This is a genomic window from Mangrovibacterium diazotrophicum, assembly GCF_003610535.1.
In the GTDB taxonomy this organism is placed as follows: domain Bacteria; phylum Bacteroidota; class Bacteroidia; order Bacteroidales; family Prolixibacteraceae; genus Mangrovibacterium; species Mangrovibacterium diazotrophicum.
Genome location: NZ_RAPN01000001.1, coordinates 903,520 through 921,186, shown reverse-complemented (window position 1 = coordinate 921,186; position 17,667 = coordinate 903,520). Strand labels below are relative to the sequence as shown.

The following is a 17,667-nucleotide window of genomic DNA, read 5'->3' as shown; positions in this document are numbered from 1 at the left end:
AGTCTTTATTATATAAAAACGATAAACATGAAAATTAGTACAAGAAATCAATTGAAAGGAAAAGTCTCTGCTATTGCAGAAGGAGTGGTTAATTCTGAAGTTGACATTGACTTTGGGAGTTCGAAAATAGCCGCGATTATCACCAACGATGCCGTAAAAAGTCTGGGCGTAACAGTTGGTTCTGAAGTAACGGCCTTTGTCAAAGCATCGAACGTGATGATTGGCGTTGGCGAAGTGAAAATCAGCGCCCGCAATGTGCTGACAGGAAAAATCAGTGAAATTAAAGATGGGGCAGTAAATACGCAGGTGACCATTGATTTGGGAAATGCCTGCTTTGTTACTTCTGTTATTACCAAAGCTTCGGTCGAAATACTGGAACTAAAGGTGGGACAGGAAGCCTCTGCGATCATAAAAGCTTCATCAGTAATTATTGGCATAGATTAGAAAGTTAGTTAGTTGATTTTACAGGGTAGTTGCACAGAGAGTGCGCTACTCTGTTTAAAACGAATTTTAGCGATTCGCCGACAATTTTTAGTGCTCGGCATGAGATACCTATGTCTATCGATATTCTAATAAAAGATAACGGAACATTCGAAAGTAATCAAGATTTATAATGAGCTCAAAAAGCAGAAAACTATACACTTTTATTCTTTTACCGCTGTTTTGCCTGGCAGTGGCGGTGACTTCCTTGTTTCTCGGTCGCTTTCCGCTGGCCTGGAACGATTTTGCGCAGCTTCTTCGCTCGTTTTTCGATCCCGATGCTGTTGTTTCGCCCCAGGCAGCCACCATTATCCTCCATATTCGCCTGCCCCGGATTCTGGCAGCCTTTTTAATTGGCGGAACTCTCTCGTTAACCGGCGCTGCTTACCAGGGGCTGTTTCGGAATCCCATGGTTTCGCCTTCGATTCTCGGTGTTTCGTCGGCAGCAGGCTTTGGCGCAGCATTGGCCATTTTAATGGCATTGAGTTCTTTTTGGGTGCAAACTTTTTCATTCTTGAGCGGAGTAGGGGCAATCGTTATTGTCTACCTCATCAGTCTTTCTACCGGACGCGGTCATAATAAGTACCTAACATTAATCCTGTCAGGGATGGTTGTGGGGGCCATTTTTACAGCCTTGGTTTCCTTGTTGAAATACATTGCTGATCCCTATGACACATTGCCCTCTATTGTGTATTGGCTGATGGGTGGACTGGCCGGAATTGAGCTGAGCGAACTAAAATTTCTGGCGGTGGTCGCATTGTGCGGAGGTTTTATACTAACAATTTCGGGCTGGAAACTCGATCTGCTTTCATTTGGCGATGACGAAGCTCGTTCGATGGGAGTTCATGTGGAATATCTGCGTTTTCTGGTAATTGTGGTGGCAACATTGATGACTGCCGCTGCAGTGTGCCTGAGTGGTATTATCGGTTGGATCGGGTTGTTGGTTCCCCATATTTCACGGATGCTTATTGGTCCGAAAAACAGCTACCTGTTGCCGGCATCTTTCTTTTCGGGTGGAGCCTTCCTGATGTTGGTCGACGATTTTTCGAGGACGGTAACGAGCATGGAAATTCCGTTGGGAATTACCACTTCGCTTATCGGAGCTCCCTTCTTCATTTTTATTCTTTTAAAAACCAGCAAAAAATAGACGATTATGATTCAACTAACCAATTTGTCGTGCGGCTATGGGCAAAAGCTAGTTCTGGAGGATGTGAACCTCCAGATAGAGGCAGGAAAAATGACTTGTTTGTTGGGGAAAAACGGAACAGGGAAAACAACACTTTTTAAAACATTGTTGGGAATGCTCCCTCCGTTGAAAGGCGATATTTATCTGGAAGGTAAACCCTTAAAAAGCTATTCACCCAAATCGTTGTCAAGATTAATGAGCTATGTGCCTCAAGCGCATGGTACGCCATTTCCCTTCACCGTTTTCGAAGTGGTATTGATGGGGCAGTATTCGGCCACGGAAAGCTTTTGGCATGTTCCAGGAAAAAAAAATAAAATCATTGCACTAAAGGCACTGCAACAGCTGCAGATTGAACGTCTGCGTCACCGGCAGTTCGCAAGTTTGAGTGGCGGAGAGCAACAATTAGTACTCATTGCCCGCGCTCTTGCGCAACAGCCCCAATACATCACAATGGATGAACCAACGTCGAATTTGGATTTGGGGAATCAACTAACCGTGATGAAAATGGCGTCCTGTCTTAGGGACGAAGGTTACGGGGTCATTATAAATACCCATAATCCGGAGCAGGCATTGAATTATGCCGATCAGGTTGTGCTGCTGCGAAACGGTAAAGTCCGAAAAGCGGGGAACCCGATCCAGGTATTAAATTCTCAAATGATCTCAGAAATATACAGTACCGATATCGAATTGGTTGAGGCCCGCACCAAAGATGGCCTGGTTCGCCGGGTCTGTGTGGCGTTGTGACGGATTAGATGGATTCGCCGGTACAAAAACAAATAAAAAACCAAAAAGAAAACAACATGAAAAACAAAAATTTACGGATTACCTTTTTGTCGCTTATTGCTTTAACTGTGAGTCTTGTGGCTTGTCAGGATGATAACAACAACACCGAAGAAGAGAAGGATCTAACCCATGCAGAGGTGCCTGTTGGCGCCGCGTTGAAAGTAGATAAAGATTTCCAGTCGTCTGGCGAGTGGCCCTCGAAGTCGACCTTGCAGGTTGGCTTTTCTGAAGAGTCCGATGGCTGTGACGCTGCTGATATGCTTGCAGTAACAGAAGCGATCAGCTGGGAGGAGATTTATTACAATGGGGTGAATAATGATACTGTGTTGATTGATTATACCGATGTTGCGGTAAGCACAACTTGTTTCGATGGTTCGGGAACAACAGAAGACGGCGATGCTATTACCGGTGGATTTGTGCTATTCCCAGCCATAGCTACCCGCAGCGGGGAGGTTACACCTACGGTAGAACTGCAGGACATCAAAACCGCATCGGTTGTCCAGTTTTCACTTACTGTCCTGGATGAAGCAGGAACCGGCCTGTCTTTGTACAAATCGGTCGATGGCGGCAGCTACGAACTGGTGGGTATCTACATGCCTGAGAGTATTGAGACAGGTGAATTTTATTCGGTTGCAATTGACGAAAGCAACGTATCACTGAAGTTTGTATCGGAAGATGCCGATAATGGAGCCATCAGGATGCATGACCTGAAGATTTGGACATCGGGCGTTTCGGATGATGCGCAGTTGTATGTAAACGAGTTCTTCGGAAGCTGGGCGCTGCAAGGCTATGAGCTACCGGTACCGGGTGTTGAAAACAACAAAACCGGAACCCAATATGTACCGCTGGCCTCTACCGGAACTGTCGAGTACGACACGACGATTACCTACATCTCAGGGGTGCCGGTTACCTATACCATACACGATGGAGCGGTAAATCCGGATTGCTACAACCACCATGGTGATACAACGCTGGTTTACCAGCTGACCACCGGCTATATCGAACTGCCGATCAATAAAGATAGCTATGCTAATACTGAGATTGATGCCTCCGTAACCATTTCATCTCTTCCTTCAGTTTCTCTGCTCGAATTCTGGATGGCTGTAACAGGGATGAGTGGTCGTTACCTGGTATGGAAGTCGGTTGAAGGTGGCGATTACGAGTTATTTCAGGATATAACGGTGACACGCTATGCAGGTATCGGTAAGTACTTCCGTTTCTATGTCAACCAGGAGAATGTGTCGTTTAAATTCACCACTTACCAGGGAGACGGCGCTTATTCAACTACCCCAAAATTGTATGGCGTTCGCATTTGGAGCGAATAAGGTCACATCGAAATCCGTTTAACATGAATAGTAAAATCTTTTTACGTTTCATAATCGCTCTGGCTGGTATGTTCGCTTTCTTTCCCGCTTGCGAGAAAGAAAGCAACTACCGCTTCAGAGATGAAGTCGCCGAGGCGGATAGTGAGGACTCAGAGGTGTCGCTTAACCTAGACAATTATCCGGTCGATGGTACGCTGGCTTTTCACGAGAATTTTCAGAATTGGGATCGAGATGGCTACATCAACCAGCAGTTTAACAATTGTGAGACCGACCTGATGATTACTTCCGTAATTATGTACCAGCCCGGAGTACCGGTTGTCTATGAATACAACGGTTTTAGTGTTAGTTACACCTTGATGGATTATGCGGTGAATCCCGTTTGCGGCAATAAAGCTGGCAGTTCTACAGCCGATTCCGAAGTGAGCCTGGGTTATGTGGCACTGCAAAGCGAAATCTTTTACGAGTGTGGTGGCCATAATTCCGATGCTCAGTTCATCTTGTCTGAATTACCTTCCATCAGCAAGGTCGCGTTCAGCGTTTCCTACGGCGGCGATACTGAATATGTTGGCGGCATATCGCTTTGGAAGAAAGCCGATGGTGACGATTCGTTTGTGCGCGTTGGCGACTATCAGCCTATCGATTGCCTGGAGGGCGAGATATTCATTGTTGAGCTCAATGCTGAAAATGTACAATTGAAGTTTACACCGGCTATTAGCGAGCTGGGAACCGGTGTGAACGACGGGGAACAGAGCGATCGGAGTGTGCGCCTGCACGATCTGTATGTCTGGTCCATGCCCGAATAGTAGTCGAAGCGAATCGCTCCATTTTAAAATCAAATTAAACAAGAAATCAGAAATGAAAGATATCATGAATAGATTAAGTCAACTGCTTTGGGCACTATTGCTGTTTTGTTCTGCACTACAGGTGCAGGCTGCTGGCAGTCGTATAGTAACGGATATGCAGGGACGTGCTGTTGAAGTTCCGGAAAATGTGGAGAGCGTTTTTACCGATCGTTTTGCTTCGCTGATTGTGTTTGCTCTTGATCCGGATTTGTTGTGCAACTATACCTTCCCGGTGGGAGAGCTTGCTAAGCAATATATTTCGCCTGCTTACATGAGCGGCAAGGTTTATTCGCGGAACTCGGATGAGGAAATACTGAAGCAAAAGCCTGACGTCATTATCCTGGGGAATATGACGGGCAGCGATGATCCCGATGAATTACAGGAACGCCTGAAAATACCGGTACTGATGATCAATTTCCGGCTCAACGATTATCCACGGACATTTCAGTTTTTGGGTGAACTGCTGCACCGCGAGGAAAAGGCTTCGCCCATTTTACAGTTTTTAGATGACTACATAGTTTCGTTGAATCGTAAATTCAGCAAAATACCCGAGGATAAAAAACCACGGGTTTACTATGCCGAAGGCATGAAAGGCCTGAATACGGAACCATCCAATTCCTTTCATAGTCAGGTGATCGATTATTTGGGAGCGACGAATGTGGCCGACATTCAGCTGGGCGGTATGCATGGAATGACACCGGTATCGATGGAACAGGTCATGAACTGGAATCCTGATGTTATTTTGGTATGGTCCGGTATGCCTGCCGGCATGACAATGGGCGGTAAGAAATCTACTGACTCGAATACAATGACTCACATCCGGACTAATCCGCTTTGGAGTGGGATAAGTGCTGTAAATCAAAGTCAGCTCTACCAAATTCCCGCCCTTCCGTTTGGCTGGTTCGACCGTCCGCCCAGTTCTAACTGCATTGCAGGTGTTTTGTGGACGGCCCGGGTGCTTTATCCGGAACAGCTGGATTTCGATGTTGATCAGGCGCTCTTGGAGTACTTCCAACTTTTTTATCATGTCGAACTAAGTAAACAGCAGTTGACACACCTATTGAAAGGAAACTGAGAATGAGGCGGCAACAGGAAACGAAGAAGAAAGAGATGTGGCGAGTGAGTTTGACGAAGGTTTTTCCGCTGCTTTTTGCCTGTTTATTTAGTAATCCGGGTTTTGGACAGTCGTTCGAACTTCGTGGTGAATTAAGGGATTCCATAACAAACGAGGTGGTCCCTTTTGCCCGAATCTTACTTCCGGAATTGAATTGGCAGGTTTCGGCAGATGCCAAAGGAAATTTTCAGTTGAGTTTGCCGGATGAAGGACCTATTCACCTCGAAATTGTCCATACCAGCTACCATACCGTTCTGAGAACAGTCGAGCACGGCCAAACAGACTTACATGTTTTAATGGTTCCGAAGAATGTTGGTATTGGCGAGGTGTCAGTTGTATCGCGTGCAAAGCTTTCCCCGGTCAAAGAAGTGACGGTAGAGCCGGAAGCCTGGCAAAGCTCGATTACCCGGATTTCGGCCAAAGAGATTGAGCAGATGGATGCCGATAATGTGTGGGAAGCGTTGAAATATTCGGTTAACGGGATGCCCTCGGAACAGGGGAGACGCAAAAAATATTATTACATGATCCGCGGACAGAACGTGGCGGCCGACTATGCCATCAATGGTGTTTCGCTGCTGACCAATGGTGCAGGTCCGATGGCCCAATGGGTGGAAGCGCCCTCCATGTTACCGGCCAATATGATCGAGTCAGTCGAGGTGATTCGCTCCGGTAATTCGCTGTTACTTGGTTACAGTGGAATTAACGGAGTCGTCAACATAAAAACGAAAACGTTCGATCGTTTTACAACAAGCGGGGAGATTCAATATGGTTCATTTAACAGTTGGCGGGCAGGTGTCATGCACGGCGGAAAAGTCGGTCAGTTGAACTACGTTTTCTCCTTGTACAATGATCGGACCGACGGACTGGCAGGGAGGCACAGTCACGAGAATTTGTGGAATTTTTACGGGAAACTGAACTACCGCTTGAAGGATAAATTGGAGCTGGATGTGGAGAACTTTTACACTTACGGAACCCGCTTTGTAACCCAGGCTGTTGATTACCAGGGCCTGGTTTTACCGGAAAAACAACTATCTGAAATTTGGGAATACGACCCCATGCGCTACAACGTTTTGACAGCTCGTTTGAAATGGAACGCTTCAGAAAAAGCCAGCACTGAATTGCAGTTTGCCTACATTCTGAATCGTATGGATTTGTATCCTGATGCTTACCAATACGGTGTTGATTCGGAAACGAATGAAGCAGTTGTCGGTGATTCAATCATCCGGGCTCAGATGCTGAGTGAGCCCGATTCAATCCTGAGTATTGGTGTATTTCAGGCGTTGCAGCTATTCCCGAAAAACACGCTTCGGATTGCGGGTATGTATGCCAGTTCGGCCAATTATACCCACGGTAAAGCAAAAAAAGACGTGTATGCTGCCGCTTTGCTCGACCAGCACCATTTTAAACATGCCGATGTACACTTGGGCGTGAAGCTCATTCGCGAGTATTACAAATATTATGTGCCAAACCAGGGATTTGGTGACGAAAGCAGGGCTGTTCAAAATGAGTGGCAGCCGGTGTTGCCTAATTTGAGCAGCGGAATCTCCTGGCACTACTCTCCAGATTTGAATGTCAACCTGATGGTAAATGCCGGAGTGCTGCCGCTCGATCAAACAGCTTTGCAGCTACTTGACGATGGCTCAACAACTTCCCTGGAAAAGGAACATCGGACCGGAGTAGATTTGGGACTGGAGCATTTTTCGGACGGTTGGGGAAACACCGTTTTCACGCTGTTCCTGCTTCGGCAACAAAATACCTCCGATTTTACCAATCGCGCCTATTACGACGATGACGGACAAATTCGCTATTACCAGAAAAACATCTCTTTGCATACCTATGGGGCGGAGCTGACTTATCACAGTCCGGAGTGGCGGGATCATTGGTCTTTGATGACTAACCTGTCGTATAAACTGATCTACCAGTCAGAGGAATCCCAGTACCGAAAGTATGCTAAGCAGCCACCATTTATTGCCAACCTGGGGCTGTCGTATGTCGCGCGGAAATTCAATGCCAACTTGTTTGGCAAATATGTTTCCGACTATAAAACCGATCGCTTCTTGAAAGAAGAGGTTTCCATTGGCAATTATTTCAATTGGGACCTGAACATCAATTACCGCGTACCCGGTGATTTTGTGGAACTGAGAGGCGCTGTTCGGAATATTTTCGATGAACGTTATGCAACGGTATCGCCAATCTATCCCGATTTCGGACGGCAATTTTCGATTGGTATTCGGCTGTTGTTTCAAGGAGCCTCAAAACATGAACACTAAACATAGAAAACAATGATTTATTTTACCGACCATGACATTGATCGCCTGATTGAAGACGATGTTCCGGCAGGGGATATGACCAGTTTGTTACTTGGCCTGCACGGGCAGCAAGGAAGAATCGAGATTTTTGCCCGTAATCGGATGGTAGTTTGCTGCACCGAAGAAGCCGTTCGGATGTATCAAAAAGTAGGCTTGAAGGTTCTGTTTGCAGTTGCTTCTGGCACCATGCTGGAGATTGGTGACAAGATTCTGGAAGCCGAGGGCGATGCCCAGTCGTTACACCTGATTTGGCGTACGGGAGGGGCTATGATTGAGTTTGCCTCAGGTATTGCCGAGCGCACACATTTGCTGGCGAAACTGGCCAGGTCAGAGAACCCTTCTGTTTCCGTTGCCGGTACGCGAAAGCATCCGCCTTACCTGAAAAAAATCGCCCTCAAGGCTTTAATGGCAGGTGGGGGAGTGCCTCACCGCACCGGCTTGTCTGACAGTATCCTGCTATTTCGCGAACATCTCCTTTTTACCGGGGGATATGGCCAGTTACCAGCACTTATCCAGCGAATCCGTCTGCAGCAAAAAGAAAGGATGGTGGTGGTGGAAGCACATTCGCAGCAGGAGGCGCTTGCGGCGGCGGTTGCCGGTGCTGATGCGGTGCAGTTGGATAAGTTGTCTCCGGTGGATTTTGAACGAACACTTGTCGTCTGTAGGGAGGAGAATCCGGGTATCTGCATGATTGCTGCGGGTGGTATCAATGCCAGCAATATCGCAGCTTATGCGAAAGCCGGAGCTGATGTGCTGGTTTCCTCGTGGATGTACTTTGCTCCTCCGGCAGATATCCAGGTGAAGATTAATAATTTGGAATAAACATGAATTCGTTTTAATTCGAGCCAATATCCCGACGGTAACTAGTGAAAATTATTTTTTTAGACTTCTGACTTTATAGTCGATTGCGTTTAGCCGTCTATTTTGGATGTTGAAGTTTTTTGAGGCAGTTGGCGCGGGAGAAAATTTTGAAATGCAGAGACTGTTGGCTAACTGTCAGGATAAAACCACCTAATGAAATAGTAATTGCCCCATGTATTGGCTGGATTGAAAAGTAAAATAGGATTAAGTGGTTGTATTTACTGAACAGTGAATAAGTAAAGAGGCTGTCTTTTTCAGGCAGCCTTTGTTGTGTTTATTTAGTTGTTTGCTTTCAGGTAATCGCGGTAATTGACGGTGTGCCCGAAAATACCAATCACAGGGCTTTTGGCGGCCACTTCGCCGCGACTGAGTTGCCCAATGGTGGTGCGGGTCACTTCCTGATCGGGGAAGCTGGCTTTGTACACCAGTCCAACCGGGTAATCGTCGGGGTAGCCCTGCTCCAGGTAGTTGGTAGCAATTTCGTGCATGTGCGAGGCGCCCATGTAATACACGGCCGTGTCGGAATTGGGAATTTTGTAACTGCTTTTGCCGTGCGCCGTGCCAAAGCTCACCGACGAGGCAATGCCGCGATGGGTGAGCGGTATATTGCCCAGCGAAGCCGCCGCAATGGCCGAGCTGATGCCGGGGACAAACTCCACCGCTAGGCCTCGTTCTTCGAGGTAGAAGCGCTCTTCGCTGCCCCGCCCAAAAATAAGCGGGTCGCCACCCTTGAGGCGGACAACTAGTTGGCCGCTTTGAGCCGCCTGGTACAACACCTCGTTAATTTCGTCCTGTTCCTTGCTGTGGTTGCCCCGGCGTTTGCCCACGTAGTGTTTTTCGCCCCGGTAGCGCGCCAGGAATTTGTGATCGAGCAGTTCGTCGTAAAAAATAATGTCGGCCTGAAACAGCAATTGCTCGCCACGTCGGCTCAGCAAGCTGGGGTTTCCGGGGCCAAAGCCAACCAAAAAGACTTTGCCTGCCAACTGCTCTTTTTGTTGCAGCAGTTGCTCGCGCTCGCGCACAAAATGTTCGATCTCCTGAGCCATCAGCACCGTTTTCTTCCCCTCCTTGCGCTTCGAGTTCAGGGCCACCACAAAGTCGTCGGTTTCAACTAAGGCTGACGAATGAAAATCGGACACGTCGGCATCATCGGTGCGGTTGCACAAAATGCCCCGAGACTCACAATCCGCCTGAATTTGGGCATTCACTTCGGGCGAATCGGTGCAGGCAAACACCAGGAATAGCCCGTCGATGTGTTGGGGCTGATAGGCTTCGTACCGACACTGAACTGCCGGGTTTGATTCAATTTCCGGTACTATTTCGGGAGCTACCACGCGAATGTTGGAACTGTAGCGCACCAGGCTTTTCAATTTTTGAGCAGCCACCCGGCCGCCGCCAATCAGGCCGATTTGTTTACCGGCCAGGTTTAATGAGATGGGGAAGAAAGACATGGTTGTAGGACATTAATGCTGGCTCTGAGAGCAGAGATAAATTCGTTGTTAATAGTTTTGTTTTGGGCAGCAATGCGAAAATGACCGGGCCCGAGTCCGCGAAAATTCGAGGCATCGCGGATCAGGAAGCCGTGCTTTTCCAGCAACACTGTTTTCAGTTCGGCTGCCGTTGCCTGCTGCAATTGGCACAGAAAATAATTGGTGGGCGAGGGGAATACCTTTAATCCCGGAAGCTGCGCCAGTTCCGTTTGCAGGCGTTTGGATTCGTTTAACCGTTGGCGAAACGCAGCGGTTGGCTTTTCGGGCAAATCCAGAATATACTCGCCGGCCTTCAAAGCCAGGGCATTCACCGCCCAGGGCATATGGCAGGCCTGAAGCCGATGAATGATCGAAGGATCTGCCAGCAGGTACCCAATCCGAATGCCCGGAATGGCAAACAGCTTGGTGAAGGATTTGATGACCACCAAATTTGGATACTGACTAACCAGGGGAGCCACAGTTTCGGCCCCTTCGCAAAGGTCGATGTAAGCCTCGTCAACCACCAACAGGCGCTTAGGATTTTGCCTGAGGAAAGCAATCAACTCTTGCGGACTGCGATAACGACCGTCGGGATTATTGGGATTGCCGATCCACACTAAATCAGCCGTTGTGCTGCTGTTGAGTTCCTGCAGCTCATCCACAAACACGATCTGATGTTTGTGAAGCGTGCAGGCATCTTCGTACTCGGCAAAAGCCGGCGTGCGAATAGCCGAGCATTGTTGCTGAAAGGCATGGGCCAGCAGGTAAAACGACTCCGTTGAGCCATTGGTAACCAGCACATGTTCCGGGCTTATTTTGAATGTAGTGGCCAGCTTTTCGCGTAAAATCCGGCACTCGGGATCCGGGTAGTTGCGAATGACCGGGATCTGCGTCTGCAGGTAGTCCAACAAGCCGTCGGTTTGCGGATTATCGAACACATTGGTGCTGAAATCAGCTTTCAGCAGGTGTTGTATTCCTTGTAGGTTGTTACCGTGTCCGTTTATCATGTTCGTAATGCTTTCAGAGTTTCGTTCAGTTGTTGCACAAGCGCGTCAATATCGGAAAAAACAAGCGGATAACGAAGACGGGGGCGGGACACAATGTGCACCGCGATGCCCAGTTCTTGTGCTGCCTGGCATTTCTCGAGCAGTCCGCCGGCTTCGCCCGATTCTTTGGTGACAAGTTGGGTAATCAGGTATTCCTTCATCAAAGCCCGGTTGGTTTCCACACGCATGCGCCCCTTCATGGCAATAAGCTGGTGAACCAGTAGTCCAGCGGCCTGGCACTCATCCAGACTTTTGCTGACCGGCAAAACCCGGGCAACAATCCGGTCGAGAAGCTCGGGGCAAAAGCGATGGACATTTTTGGACCCAATGGTGAGCAGAATGTTGCCACTGGTTTGTTTTAGCGCTTCAATCAGCTGGTCGTAGTCGGGATAATAACGGGCGCCGGGTATTTGAACTTGTCCCCGTTCAAAACGCAGGTAAGGGCGTTTCATACGCGCACAAACCGCCATGGCCTGTGTTGAAACAAGTTCGGCAAAAGGGTGACTGGCATCAACCACCACCGAAATGGCTTTGTCGGTCAGTAGCTGCTCCATGTCGCTTTCGTTCAGTTGTTGCTCAACGACCTCACAATTTTGCAGCGCCGCCAGTTGCGAGCCGTAGGCAGTGGTGGTACTAATCAGCACCCGATGGCCTTCGCGCCGAAAGCGCTCTGCAAGCTTGTTGGCATCACTTGTTCCCCCGATAATCCAAATCATAAGCGATATCCCCGAATGGTCACCATTTTGCCGTTGATGACCTGCGTTTGCGAGTTCCCGATAATCACGGTGGTCAGCATGTCTACATCGGCATTTTTAAGTTCGCCCAGCGTGGTCAGAACCACCTGTTGGCCTTCTCGCATGGCTTGTTTCACGATGCCCACCGGTGTTTCCGGCTTCTGGTATTGCAGCAGAATATCAACAGCGGTATCCAGCTGCTTGATGCGCGTTTTGCTGCGCGGGTTGTACAGAGCAACAGCGAAGTCGCCTTCTCCGGCCGCCCGGATTCGCTTTAGGATCAGTTCCCAGGGGGTTAGCAGGTCGCTTAGGCTGAGGGTGACGAAATCATTCATCAGCGGCGCTCCGAGCAGGGATGCTGCCGAGGTAGCCGCACTGATCCCCGGAATGATGTCGACCGGTACTTCGGATTGGCGTTCGGCGACAATCTCGAGCATTATTCCGGCCATGCCGTAAATCCCGGCGTCGCCACTGCTAATCAGGCTCACCACATTTCCTACTTCGGCCAGTTCCAGCACTTCCACGCACCGATCCACCTCTTTTTTCATGCCCGACGATGCAAATTGTTTCTCGGGGAAAAGCGTTTTAATCAACTCGATGTACGTTTTATAGCCTGCAATAATATCGCTCTGTTCAAGCGCCTGCAGGGCTCGCGGACAAATGTAGTCCTTATCGCCGGGGCCGGTGCCCACTAGTGTTATTTTTCCTTGCATTGGTATTGTTTTGTTTCAAATACAGATAATGTCATGCCTGTTTGCCGGGCTTTTTGAAGCAGGAATTCACCTTCTTTTTCACCAGCCAGGTAGGCCGCCGGGCTGCTCACCGAGCGAACGCCGGTAATTTGTTTCACAAAGTCGGAGCCTTCAAACAAATGCTCGACTGTTTGCAGCACCTCGGCCTCGTAAAATTTGGTTTCGCAGTTCAGTTTCTTTGCCGCTTCCAGAATGGCCGGTTCCGAGCTTTTTAGCTCAATGGAGCAAACCGCGGCCACACTGCGTTTGTCCACTTGCAATTGCTCCAATTGTTGTTCGATGAACGTCCAAAGTACCTCGGGAGAACTGTCCTTTTTACAGCCAATTCCCAGGTAAATATTCCGGGGAATGAGTTGCACTGCAGGTAAATCAGCCGGAATCGTCATTCGGTTGGAGACGATGATCCGAGCTGCCGGTTCACCTTCAAAAGGTGGAAGTTCAAGCGCACCCAACCAGTTGCCCCGATCACAAAGTTCAACGGCTTGGCGGTTCACCAGGCAAGCGGTCACCATTTTTGCATCTTCCATGGAAGCAATGACCAGTCCGGCCTGTTGCGCCAACAAATCGACTGATGGCAATTGGTTGACATCCGAGGCGGTGGTGATCACCGGGTGGGCGCCAATTAAGTTGGCGAGTCGGTTGGTTAATGCATTGGCTCCACCCAGGTGCCCGCTTAGCAGGCTAATGGCGTGTTTGCCGGCGTCGTCGAGCACCACCACTGCGGGGTCGCTAGTCTTGTCCTGAATCCAGGGGGCAATGCTGCGCACCACAATTCCGGTAGCCATAATGAAGATCAGGCTGTCATAGTTCTGAAACAGATGTTGGCAGAACTGGCTGAGCTTTCCTTCAATCGGACGAAACCCCGTGGCTTTCCATTTGGCCAGGGTAAAACAATCGGCCTCCGGAAAATGCTGTTTGATCTCCCGAGCCAGTTGATTGCCCTGTAAACTGATGGAGATGATGGCGACAGACTGCTTCATAGCCGAACTTTAATTCGAAGGATGTTCGTTATTCCCTTTACGGTACTCGTGCGTGAAATGCGAGGCATAGAGTAGTGAGTTCTCAAACTCATCGCCCAGGAAATCGCCCACCAAAATCATGGCCGTTTTGGTGATGTTTTCGTCCTTTACCTTTTGTGCAATATCGGCCAGCATCCCTTTTACAATCTTCTGGTCGGGCCAACTGGCACGCTGAATGACGGCAACAGGCGTGTGCAGCGGATAGTGCTTGGTTAGTTTTTCCACCAATTTCGAAATCATGCCGACCGACAGAAAAATCGACATCGAAGCACGGTGGCTCGCCAGTAACTCAATTTTCTCGAGATCGGGCACCGGCGTGCGACCTTCCATGCGGGTGCAAATAACGGTTTGCGAAATCCCGGGAACCGTAAATTCGCGTTGCAGGGCTGCAGCCGAAGCCACAAACGAGCTAACGCCGGGAATCACCCGATGCGGAATGCCCAGCTTGTCGAGTTCTTCAATTTGCTCGCGAATACTCCCGTAGATCGATGGATCGCCGGTATGAACCCGGGCAACCGTTTGGCCTTTTTCGGTTGCTTCGCGCATGGTATCGATGATGCTTTTCAGGTCCATCGTGGCGCTGTTGTACACTTTGGCATCGGCTCTGCGATCTTCAATCACAGCCTCGGGAACCAGCGAGCCGGCGTAGATAATTACATCGGCATGGCGCACCGCCTTTTGTCCTTTGATGGTGATGAGTTCCGGATCGCCCGGTCCTGCACCTATGAAAATTACTTCAGACATTGTTCTTCGTTTGCGTTTTTAAGTAGAATGGCCGTTGAAAAATAGGGGACCTTTTCCTGTAAAATCGAGATGTCGGTATAACATTTCTGGCTGGGTTTCCCGGCATCGGTCATTAGCGTGAATTGGTAGTCGGTTTGCCCGGACAAGTAGTTGAAAAGCTCCTGGTGGTAAGCTGAAACTTTCATGCAAACCACCGCTTCGGCCGACTGCATGATTGTTTTTGCGGCCTCGTCAAAAGAGCAAATCACGGCTAATTTATCATCGCCCTTCACCAGTGGCGTCGAAAGCAAGCTGCTGATGGCTGAAAACGAGTAGATGCCCGGCACGGTTTCAACCTGAAATTCGGTTGGTAAATAATCCAGAATGTAGCTGTAGGTACTGTAAAGCATGGGGTCGCCCAGCGTGAGAAAAGCTACATTTTGCCCTTTTCGCAGGTGCTCCTGAATCAGTTCCGCATTCTCGCGGCGCGCTGCCCGGCGTGTTTCCACATCCGGAGACATGGAAAAGCCCATGGCCAGGGTGCTGGCTTTGGGTGACAGGTGTGGCCTGACGATTTCCAGCGCCGTACTGGACTGTCCTTTCGAGTTGGGCACACAAATCAGGTCGGCATTCTGCAATACTTTCACGGCTTTCAAGGTCAACAAATCCGGATCGCCCGGCCCTAAGCCAATTCCGTAAAGAGTTCCGTTGGTTGTGTTCATTTTGATTTTGTTTTTGTCGCGGTAAACAGGAAGATCGGATTTTGAGCTTTCAACATGGCCACCGCCGATTGCGTATCGACTTTACTAATAGCCACCTGGCTCAGCTCAAAAAACCATCCTTTATTTTTAAAATAGTTGTATGCCCGCAGCATCGTATCGATCACTATGGCTGTTAAAACGACGATGCAGTCTGCCGGTGCGTTTGTATCAATTAAATCGAGAATTTGTTCCAGTTGGCCACCGCTGCCACCAATAAAATATTTGTTGATGGTGTCCAGCTTTTCCATGCCATGCGGAGCTTCAGATTCAATGATTTCGATGTTGCAAACGTCGTGTTTTTCAGCATTCAGTTTGATCAACTCTACGGCTTCCGGCTTTCGTTCCAACGCAATCACTTGCCCTGCGCTAAGGCGTAGCGCTGCTTCAATGGAAACAGAACCGGTGCCGGCACCAATATCCATCAGGCGATCATTGGGCTGCAGTTCCAGCTTGCTTAAAACCAGCGTCCTCACTTCTTCCTTGGTCATGGGTACGGAGCCCCGTATAAATGCTGAATCTTTCATGCGTGTTGGATTTGTTTTGTTGTTGCTCCTTCAATAATGACGGCACACAGCGAGAAGGAGCAATCGAGTTGGAGCAGTTGCTCAGCGGTTGCCGTTATAATTTGCTCGTCGGGATAGGAGAGGCGGTTGCCAATATGCATGGTGGCCTGGCTGTGCCCGCTTTCTGCCAACATCCCGGCAATTGTTTTCCAGTTATTCTGCCGATCGGTTAGCAAGAATACCGATTCGTATTCGTCGAGCTTGCTCACAAACTGCGTTGTTGTTCCGTGCAGGGATGCTTTAAAGGCATTCTCGTAGCCCAGACCAAGCTTGGCATATAAATACTGAAAGGAACTGATGCCGGGGATGCAGCGAATAGACCGGTCGGTAATGGCTTGTTGCAGAAACCGACGGAGCGAGTGGAAACCGGTGTCTCCTGAAACCAGCACAACGATTTTCTCTTCATCGCGATTGTCCAAATCCTGTTTGAGCTGCTCCAGTTTTCCCGTGAACAGCAAATGGTTTTTGGCATAGCTTTGAAAGGTTTCCAGTTGCCGGCTCGCACCCACTAGCAAGTCTGCTTCTTTCACTTCCAAGTGAACAGCAGGCAGGATGTAATCCGGATGCCCCGGGCCAATTCCGCAAATGCACAGTTCCTTCGTGTTACTCATTTTTCCACTGTTTTAATTGGTTCATCGCTTTTGAAGTGCAGCCCAGCAGGCCTTGCTTTTGCGACAGTAAAATGACTTCGACCGAGAGCTCACCGAATACGCGTTGCTCTGCCCGGGCTTTAATCTGTTCCGAGAATACGCTCCAGAATTCCGAATCGTCAATAAAATCGAGTGCCTCCTCGGTGGTGTTGGCTTGCATGATCTTTGAAAAGGCTTCGGGGCTTTGGTTGAACTGAAAATAGTGCGCTGCTAAAATCTCGTTGCGGGCATCGGCGACCTTGCTGTGTGTTTGGAAAATGCCGCCGGCCAACTTCACCAACTTGCCGAGGTGGCCAATGAGTACCAGTTGTTTAAAATCGCGTGCTACGGCCTGTTCGAGCATAAAACCGATGTAGTTGCTGGTAACCACAACCTGCGCTTCGTTCACGGGCAGGTTCGCACTTGAAAAGGCCGTGCTGTAATTTCCCGGACTGAAAATAGCTTTGTTCCAGCCCAATACTTTGAGTTGATCCAGCTTCAGAACGAGCGAGTCTTTCAAGGCCTCTTCGGACATGGGCCGTACAATTCCGGTTGTGCCCAAAACCGATAAGCCCCCAACAATTCCCAAACTTGGGTTGAAGGTTTTTCGGGCCAGTTCTTCTCCTTTGGGAATGCTGATTTCTACGGTAACAGCCAGGTCGGGAGGTAGTACTTCGGCTAACGACTCGCGGATCATTTTTAAAGGCACTGGGTTAATGGCTGCTTCGCCGGGAGTAATCGCCAGTCCCGGTTTGGTTACCCGGCCGACTCCCTTTCCTCCAATAATTTTGACGCCTTGGTGAGTGCCCGGCCAAACCCGCGCCACGATCTCCGCTCCATGCGTGATGTCCGGATCATCGCCGGCATCTTTGATCGTTGTTGCCATTGCTTCCTCCGGCGAAAACGAAGCTTTCTCGATCTCAAGCCAAACTTCGTCCTCGTTGGGCAATTTCACGCCAACCTCGTTCAGGCTTTGCTGATGCACCAGCATCCAGGCAGCAGCCTTTGCCACCGCTGCCGCGCAAGTTCCCGTGGTTAATCCGTTTCGCAATGTTCGTTGTTCTGGCATCT

General features: G+C 49.2%; 18 protein-coding genes. 8 read left to right on the top strand and 10 right to left on the bottom strand.

Annotated features, from left to right (window positions below):
• Positions 1–27 precede the first annotated feature (27 nt).
• The 8 genes from BC643_RS23575 to modD all read left to right on the top strand — a co-directional run bounded on the left by BC643_RS23575 (position 28) and on the right by modD (position 8,861).
• Positions 28–444 (top strand): TOBE domain-containing protein, encoded by a 417-nt coding sequence (locus tag BC643_RS23575; protein ID WP_120271810.1) that lies wholly within the window; start codon positions 28–30, stop codon positions 442–444.
• A gap of 169 nt (positions 445–613) precedes the next feature.
• On the top strand, positions 614–1,627 hold the full coding sequence (locus tag BC643_RS03655) for a FecCD family ABC transporter permease (protein ID WP_120271809.1): 1,014 nt from the start codon (positions 614–616) through the stop codon (positions 1,625–1,627).
• Positions 1,628–1,633: 6 nt separating this feature from the next.
• Entirely contained in the window at positions 1,634–2,410 is a 777-nt protein-coding gene (locus BC643_RS03650; protein ID WP_120271808.1) for an ABC transporter ATP-binding protein, read from the top strand.
• 56 nt (positions 2,411–2,466) lie between these two features.
• Positions 2,467–3,774, top strand: a complete 1,308-nt coding sequence (locus tag BC643_RS03645) for a hypothetical protein (RefSeq protein ID WP_147377127.1) — start codon at positions 2,467–2,469, stop codon at positions 3,772–3,774.
• A 23-nt stretch (positions 3,775–3,797) separates the two neighbouring features.
• Entirely contained in the window at positions 3,798–4,577 is a 780-nt protein-coding gene (locus tag BC643_RS03640) for a hypothetical protein (protein WP_147377126.1), read from the top strand.
• A 64-nt stretch (positions 4,578–4,641) separates the two neighbouring features.
• Positions 4,642–5,691, top strand: coding sequence for an ABC transporter substrate-binding protein (locus tag BC643_RS03635; protein ID WP_170154443.1), 1,050 nt, complete (start codon positions 4,642–4,644; stop codon positions 5,689–5,691).
• A 2-nt stretch (positions 5,692–5,693) separates the two neighbouring features.
• Positions 5,694–8,000, top strand: a complete 2,307-nt coding sequence (locus BC643_RS03630; RefSeq protein WP_120271804.1) for a TonB-dependent receptor — start codon at positions 5,694–5,696, stop codon at positions 7,998–8,000.
• A gap of 12 nt (positions 8,001–8,012) precedes the next feature.
• Complete coding sequence (gene modD / locus BC643_RS03625) at positions 8,013–8,861, top strand: ModD protein (protein ID WP_120271803.1); 849 nt, start codon at positions 8,013–8,015, stop codon at positions 8,859–8,861.
• Positions 8,862–9,178: 317 nt separating this feature from the next.
• On the opposite strand, the gene cobA is transcribed toward modD, so the two are convergent.
• The 10 genes from cobA to cbiD are packed head-to-tail and all read right to left on the bottom strand — an operon-like array spanning position 9,179 to position 17,665.
• Positions 9,179–10,351 carry a uroporphyrinogen-III C-methyltransferase gene (gene cobA, locus BC643_RS03620; RefSeq protein WP_120271802.1) on the bottom strand — a complete coding sequence of 391 codons (1,173 nt, stop codon included), beginning with the start codon at positions 10,349–10,351 and terminating at the stop codon, positions 9,179–9,181.
• A complete protein-coding gene (locus BC643_RS03615; RefSeq protein WP_120271801.1) occupies positions 10,327–11,376 on the bottom strand; it encodes a threonine-phosphate decarboxylase in 1,050 nt (349 codons plus the stop codon). Before BC643_RS03615 ends, cobA begins: the two co-directional genes overlap by 25 nt.
• Positions 11,373–12,131, bottom strand: coding sequence for a precorrin-6A reductase (gene cobK, locus BC643_RS03610; RefSeq protein ID WP_120271800.1), 759 nt, complete (start codon positions 12,129–12,131; stop codon positions 11,373–11,375). Before cobK ends, BC643_RS03615 begins: the two co-directional genes overlap by 4 nt.
• Positions 12,128–12,862 (bottom strand): precorrin-3B C(17)-methyltransferase, encoded by a 735-nt coding sequence (cobJ, locus tag BC643_RS03605; protein WP_120271799.1) that lies wholly within the window; start codon positions 12,860–12,862, stop codon positions 12,128–12,130. The genes cobK and cobJ overlap by 4 nt, the downstream gene beginning before the upstream one ends.
• Positions 12,847–13,881 carry a cobalt-precorrin 5A hydrolase gene (gene cbiG / locus BC643_RS03600; RefSeq protein ID WP_120271798.1) on the bottom strand — a complete coding sequence of 345 codons (1,035 nt, stop codon included), beginning with the start codon at positions 13,879–13,881 and terminating at the stop codon, positions 12,847–12,849. The genes cobJ and cbiG overlap by 16 nt, the downstream gene beginning before the upstream one ends.
• A gap of 9 nt (positions 13,882–13,890) precedes the next feature.
• Positions 13,891–14,664: a precorrin-4 C(11)-methyltransferase gene (gene cobM, locus BC643_RS03595; RefSeq protein ID WP_120271797.1), complete on the bottom strand. Its 774-nt coding sequence runs from the start codon at positions 14,662–14,664 to the stop codon at positions 13,891–13,893.
• Positions 14,652–15,365, bottom strand: a complete 714-nt coding sequence (gene cobI / locus BC643_RS03590; RefSeq protein WP_120274131.1) for a precorrin-2 C(20)-methyltransferase — start codon at positions 15,363–15,365, stop codon at positions 14,652–14,654. The genes cobM and cobI overlap by 13 nt, the downstream gene beginning before the upstream one ends.
• The gene (gene cbiT / locus BC643_RS03585; protein ID WP_120271796.1) at positions 15,362–15,928 is read right to left on the bottom strand and encodes a precorrin-6Y C5,15-methyltransferase (decarboxylating) subunit CbiT; all 567 of its coding nucleotides are present in this window, start codon (positions 15,926–15,928) and stop codon (positions 15,362–15,364) included. Before cbiT ends, cobI begins: the two co-directional genes overlap by 4 nt.
• The gene (cbiE, locus tag BC643_RS03580) at positions 15,925–16,578 is read right to left on the bottom strand and encodes a precorrin-6y C5,15-methyltransferase (decarboxylating) subunit CbiE (RefSeq protein WP_120271795.1); all 654 of its coding nucleotides are present in this window, start codon (positions 16,576–16,578) and stop codon (positions 15,925–15,927) included. Before cbiE ends, cbiT begins: the two co-directional genes overlap by 4 nt.
• Positions 16,571–17,665 carry a cobalt-precorrin-5B (C(1))-methyltransferase CbiD gene (gene cbiD / locus BC643_RS03575; protein ID WP_120271794.1) on the bottom strand — a complete coding sequence of 365 codons (1,095 nt, stop codon included), beginning with the start codon at positions 17,663–17,665 and terminating at the stop codon, positions 16,571–16,573. Before cbiD ends, cbiE begins: the two co-directional genes overlap by 8 nt.
• Positions 17,666–17,667: the final 2 nt, after the last annotated feature.

Coding starts and splice junctions, on each gene's coding strand:
- BC643_RS23575 (WP_120271810.1), top strand. CDS start 28: ATGAAAATTAGTACAAGAAATCAATTGAAAGGAAAAGTCTCTGCTATT.
- BC643_RS03655 (WP_120271809.1), top strand. CDS start 614: ATGAGCTCAAAAAGCAGAAAACTATACACTTTTATTCTTTTACCGCTG.
- BC643_RS03650 (WP_120271808.1), top strand. CDS start 1,634: ATGATTCAACTAACCAATTTGTCGTGCGGCTATGGGCAAAAGCTAGTT.
- BC643_RS03645 (WP_147377127.1), top strand. CDS start 2,467: ATGAAAAACAAAAATTTACGGATTACCTTTTTGTCGCTTATTGCTTTA.
- BC643_RS03640 (WP_147377126.1), top strand. CDS start 3,798: ATGAATAGTAAAATCTTTTTACGTTTCATAATCGCTCTGGCTGGTATG.
- BC643_RS03635 (WP_170154443.1), top strand. CDS start 4,642: ATGAATAGATTAAGTCAACTGCTTTGGGCACTATTGCTGTTTTGTTCT.
- BC643_RS03630 (WP_120271804.1), top strand. CDS start 5,694: ATGAGGCGGCAACAGGAAACGAAGAAGAAAGAGATGTGGCGAGTGAGT.
- modD (WP_120271803.1), top strand. CDS start 8,013: ATGATTTATTTTACCGACCATGACATTGATCGCCTGATTGAAGACGAT.
- cobA (WP_120271802.1), bottom strand. CDS start 10,351: ATGTCTTTCTTCCCCATCTCATTAAACCTGGCCGGTAAACAAATCGGC.
- BC643_RS03615 (WP_120271801.1), bottom strand. CDS start 11,376: ATGATAAACGGACACGGTAACAACCTACAAGGAATACAACACCTGCTG.
- cobK (WP_120271800.1), bottom strand. CDS start 12,131: ATGATTTGGATTATCGGGGGAACAAGTGATGCCAACAAGCTTGCAGAG.
- cobJ (WP_120271799.1), bottom strand. CDS start 12,862: ATGCAAGGAAAAATAACACTAGTGGGCACCGGCCCCGGCGATAAGGAC.
- cbiG (WP_120271798.1), bottom strand. CDS start 13,881: ATGAAGCAGTCTGTCGCCATCATCTCCATCAGTTTACAGGGCAATCAA.
- cobM (WP_120271797.1), bottom strand. CDS start 14,664: ATGTCTGAAGTAATTTTCATAGGTGCAGGACCGGGCGATCCGGAACTC.
- cobI (WP_120274131.1), bottom strand. CDS start 15,365: ATGAACACAACCAACGGAACTCTTTACGGAATTGGCTTAGGGCCGGGC.
- cbiT (WP_120271796.1), bottom strand. CDS start 15,928: ATGAAAGATTCAGCATTTATACGGGGCTCCGTACCCATGACCAAGGAA.
- cbiE (WP_120271795.1), bottom strand. CDS start 16,578: ATGAGTAACACGAAGGAACTGTGCATTTGCGGAATTGGCCCGGGGCAT.
- cbiD (WP_120271794.1), bottom strand. CDS start 17,665: ATGCCAGAACAACGAACATTGCGAAACGGATTAACCACGGGAACTTGC.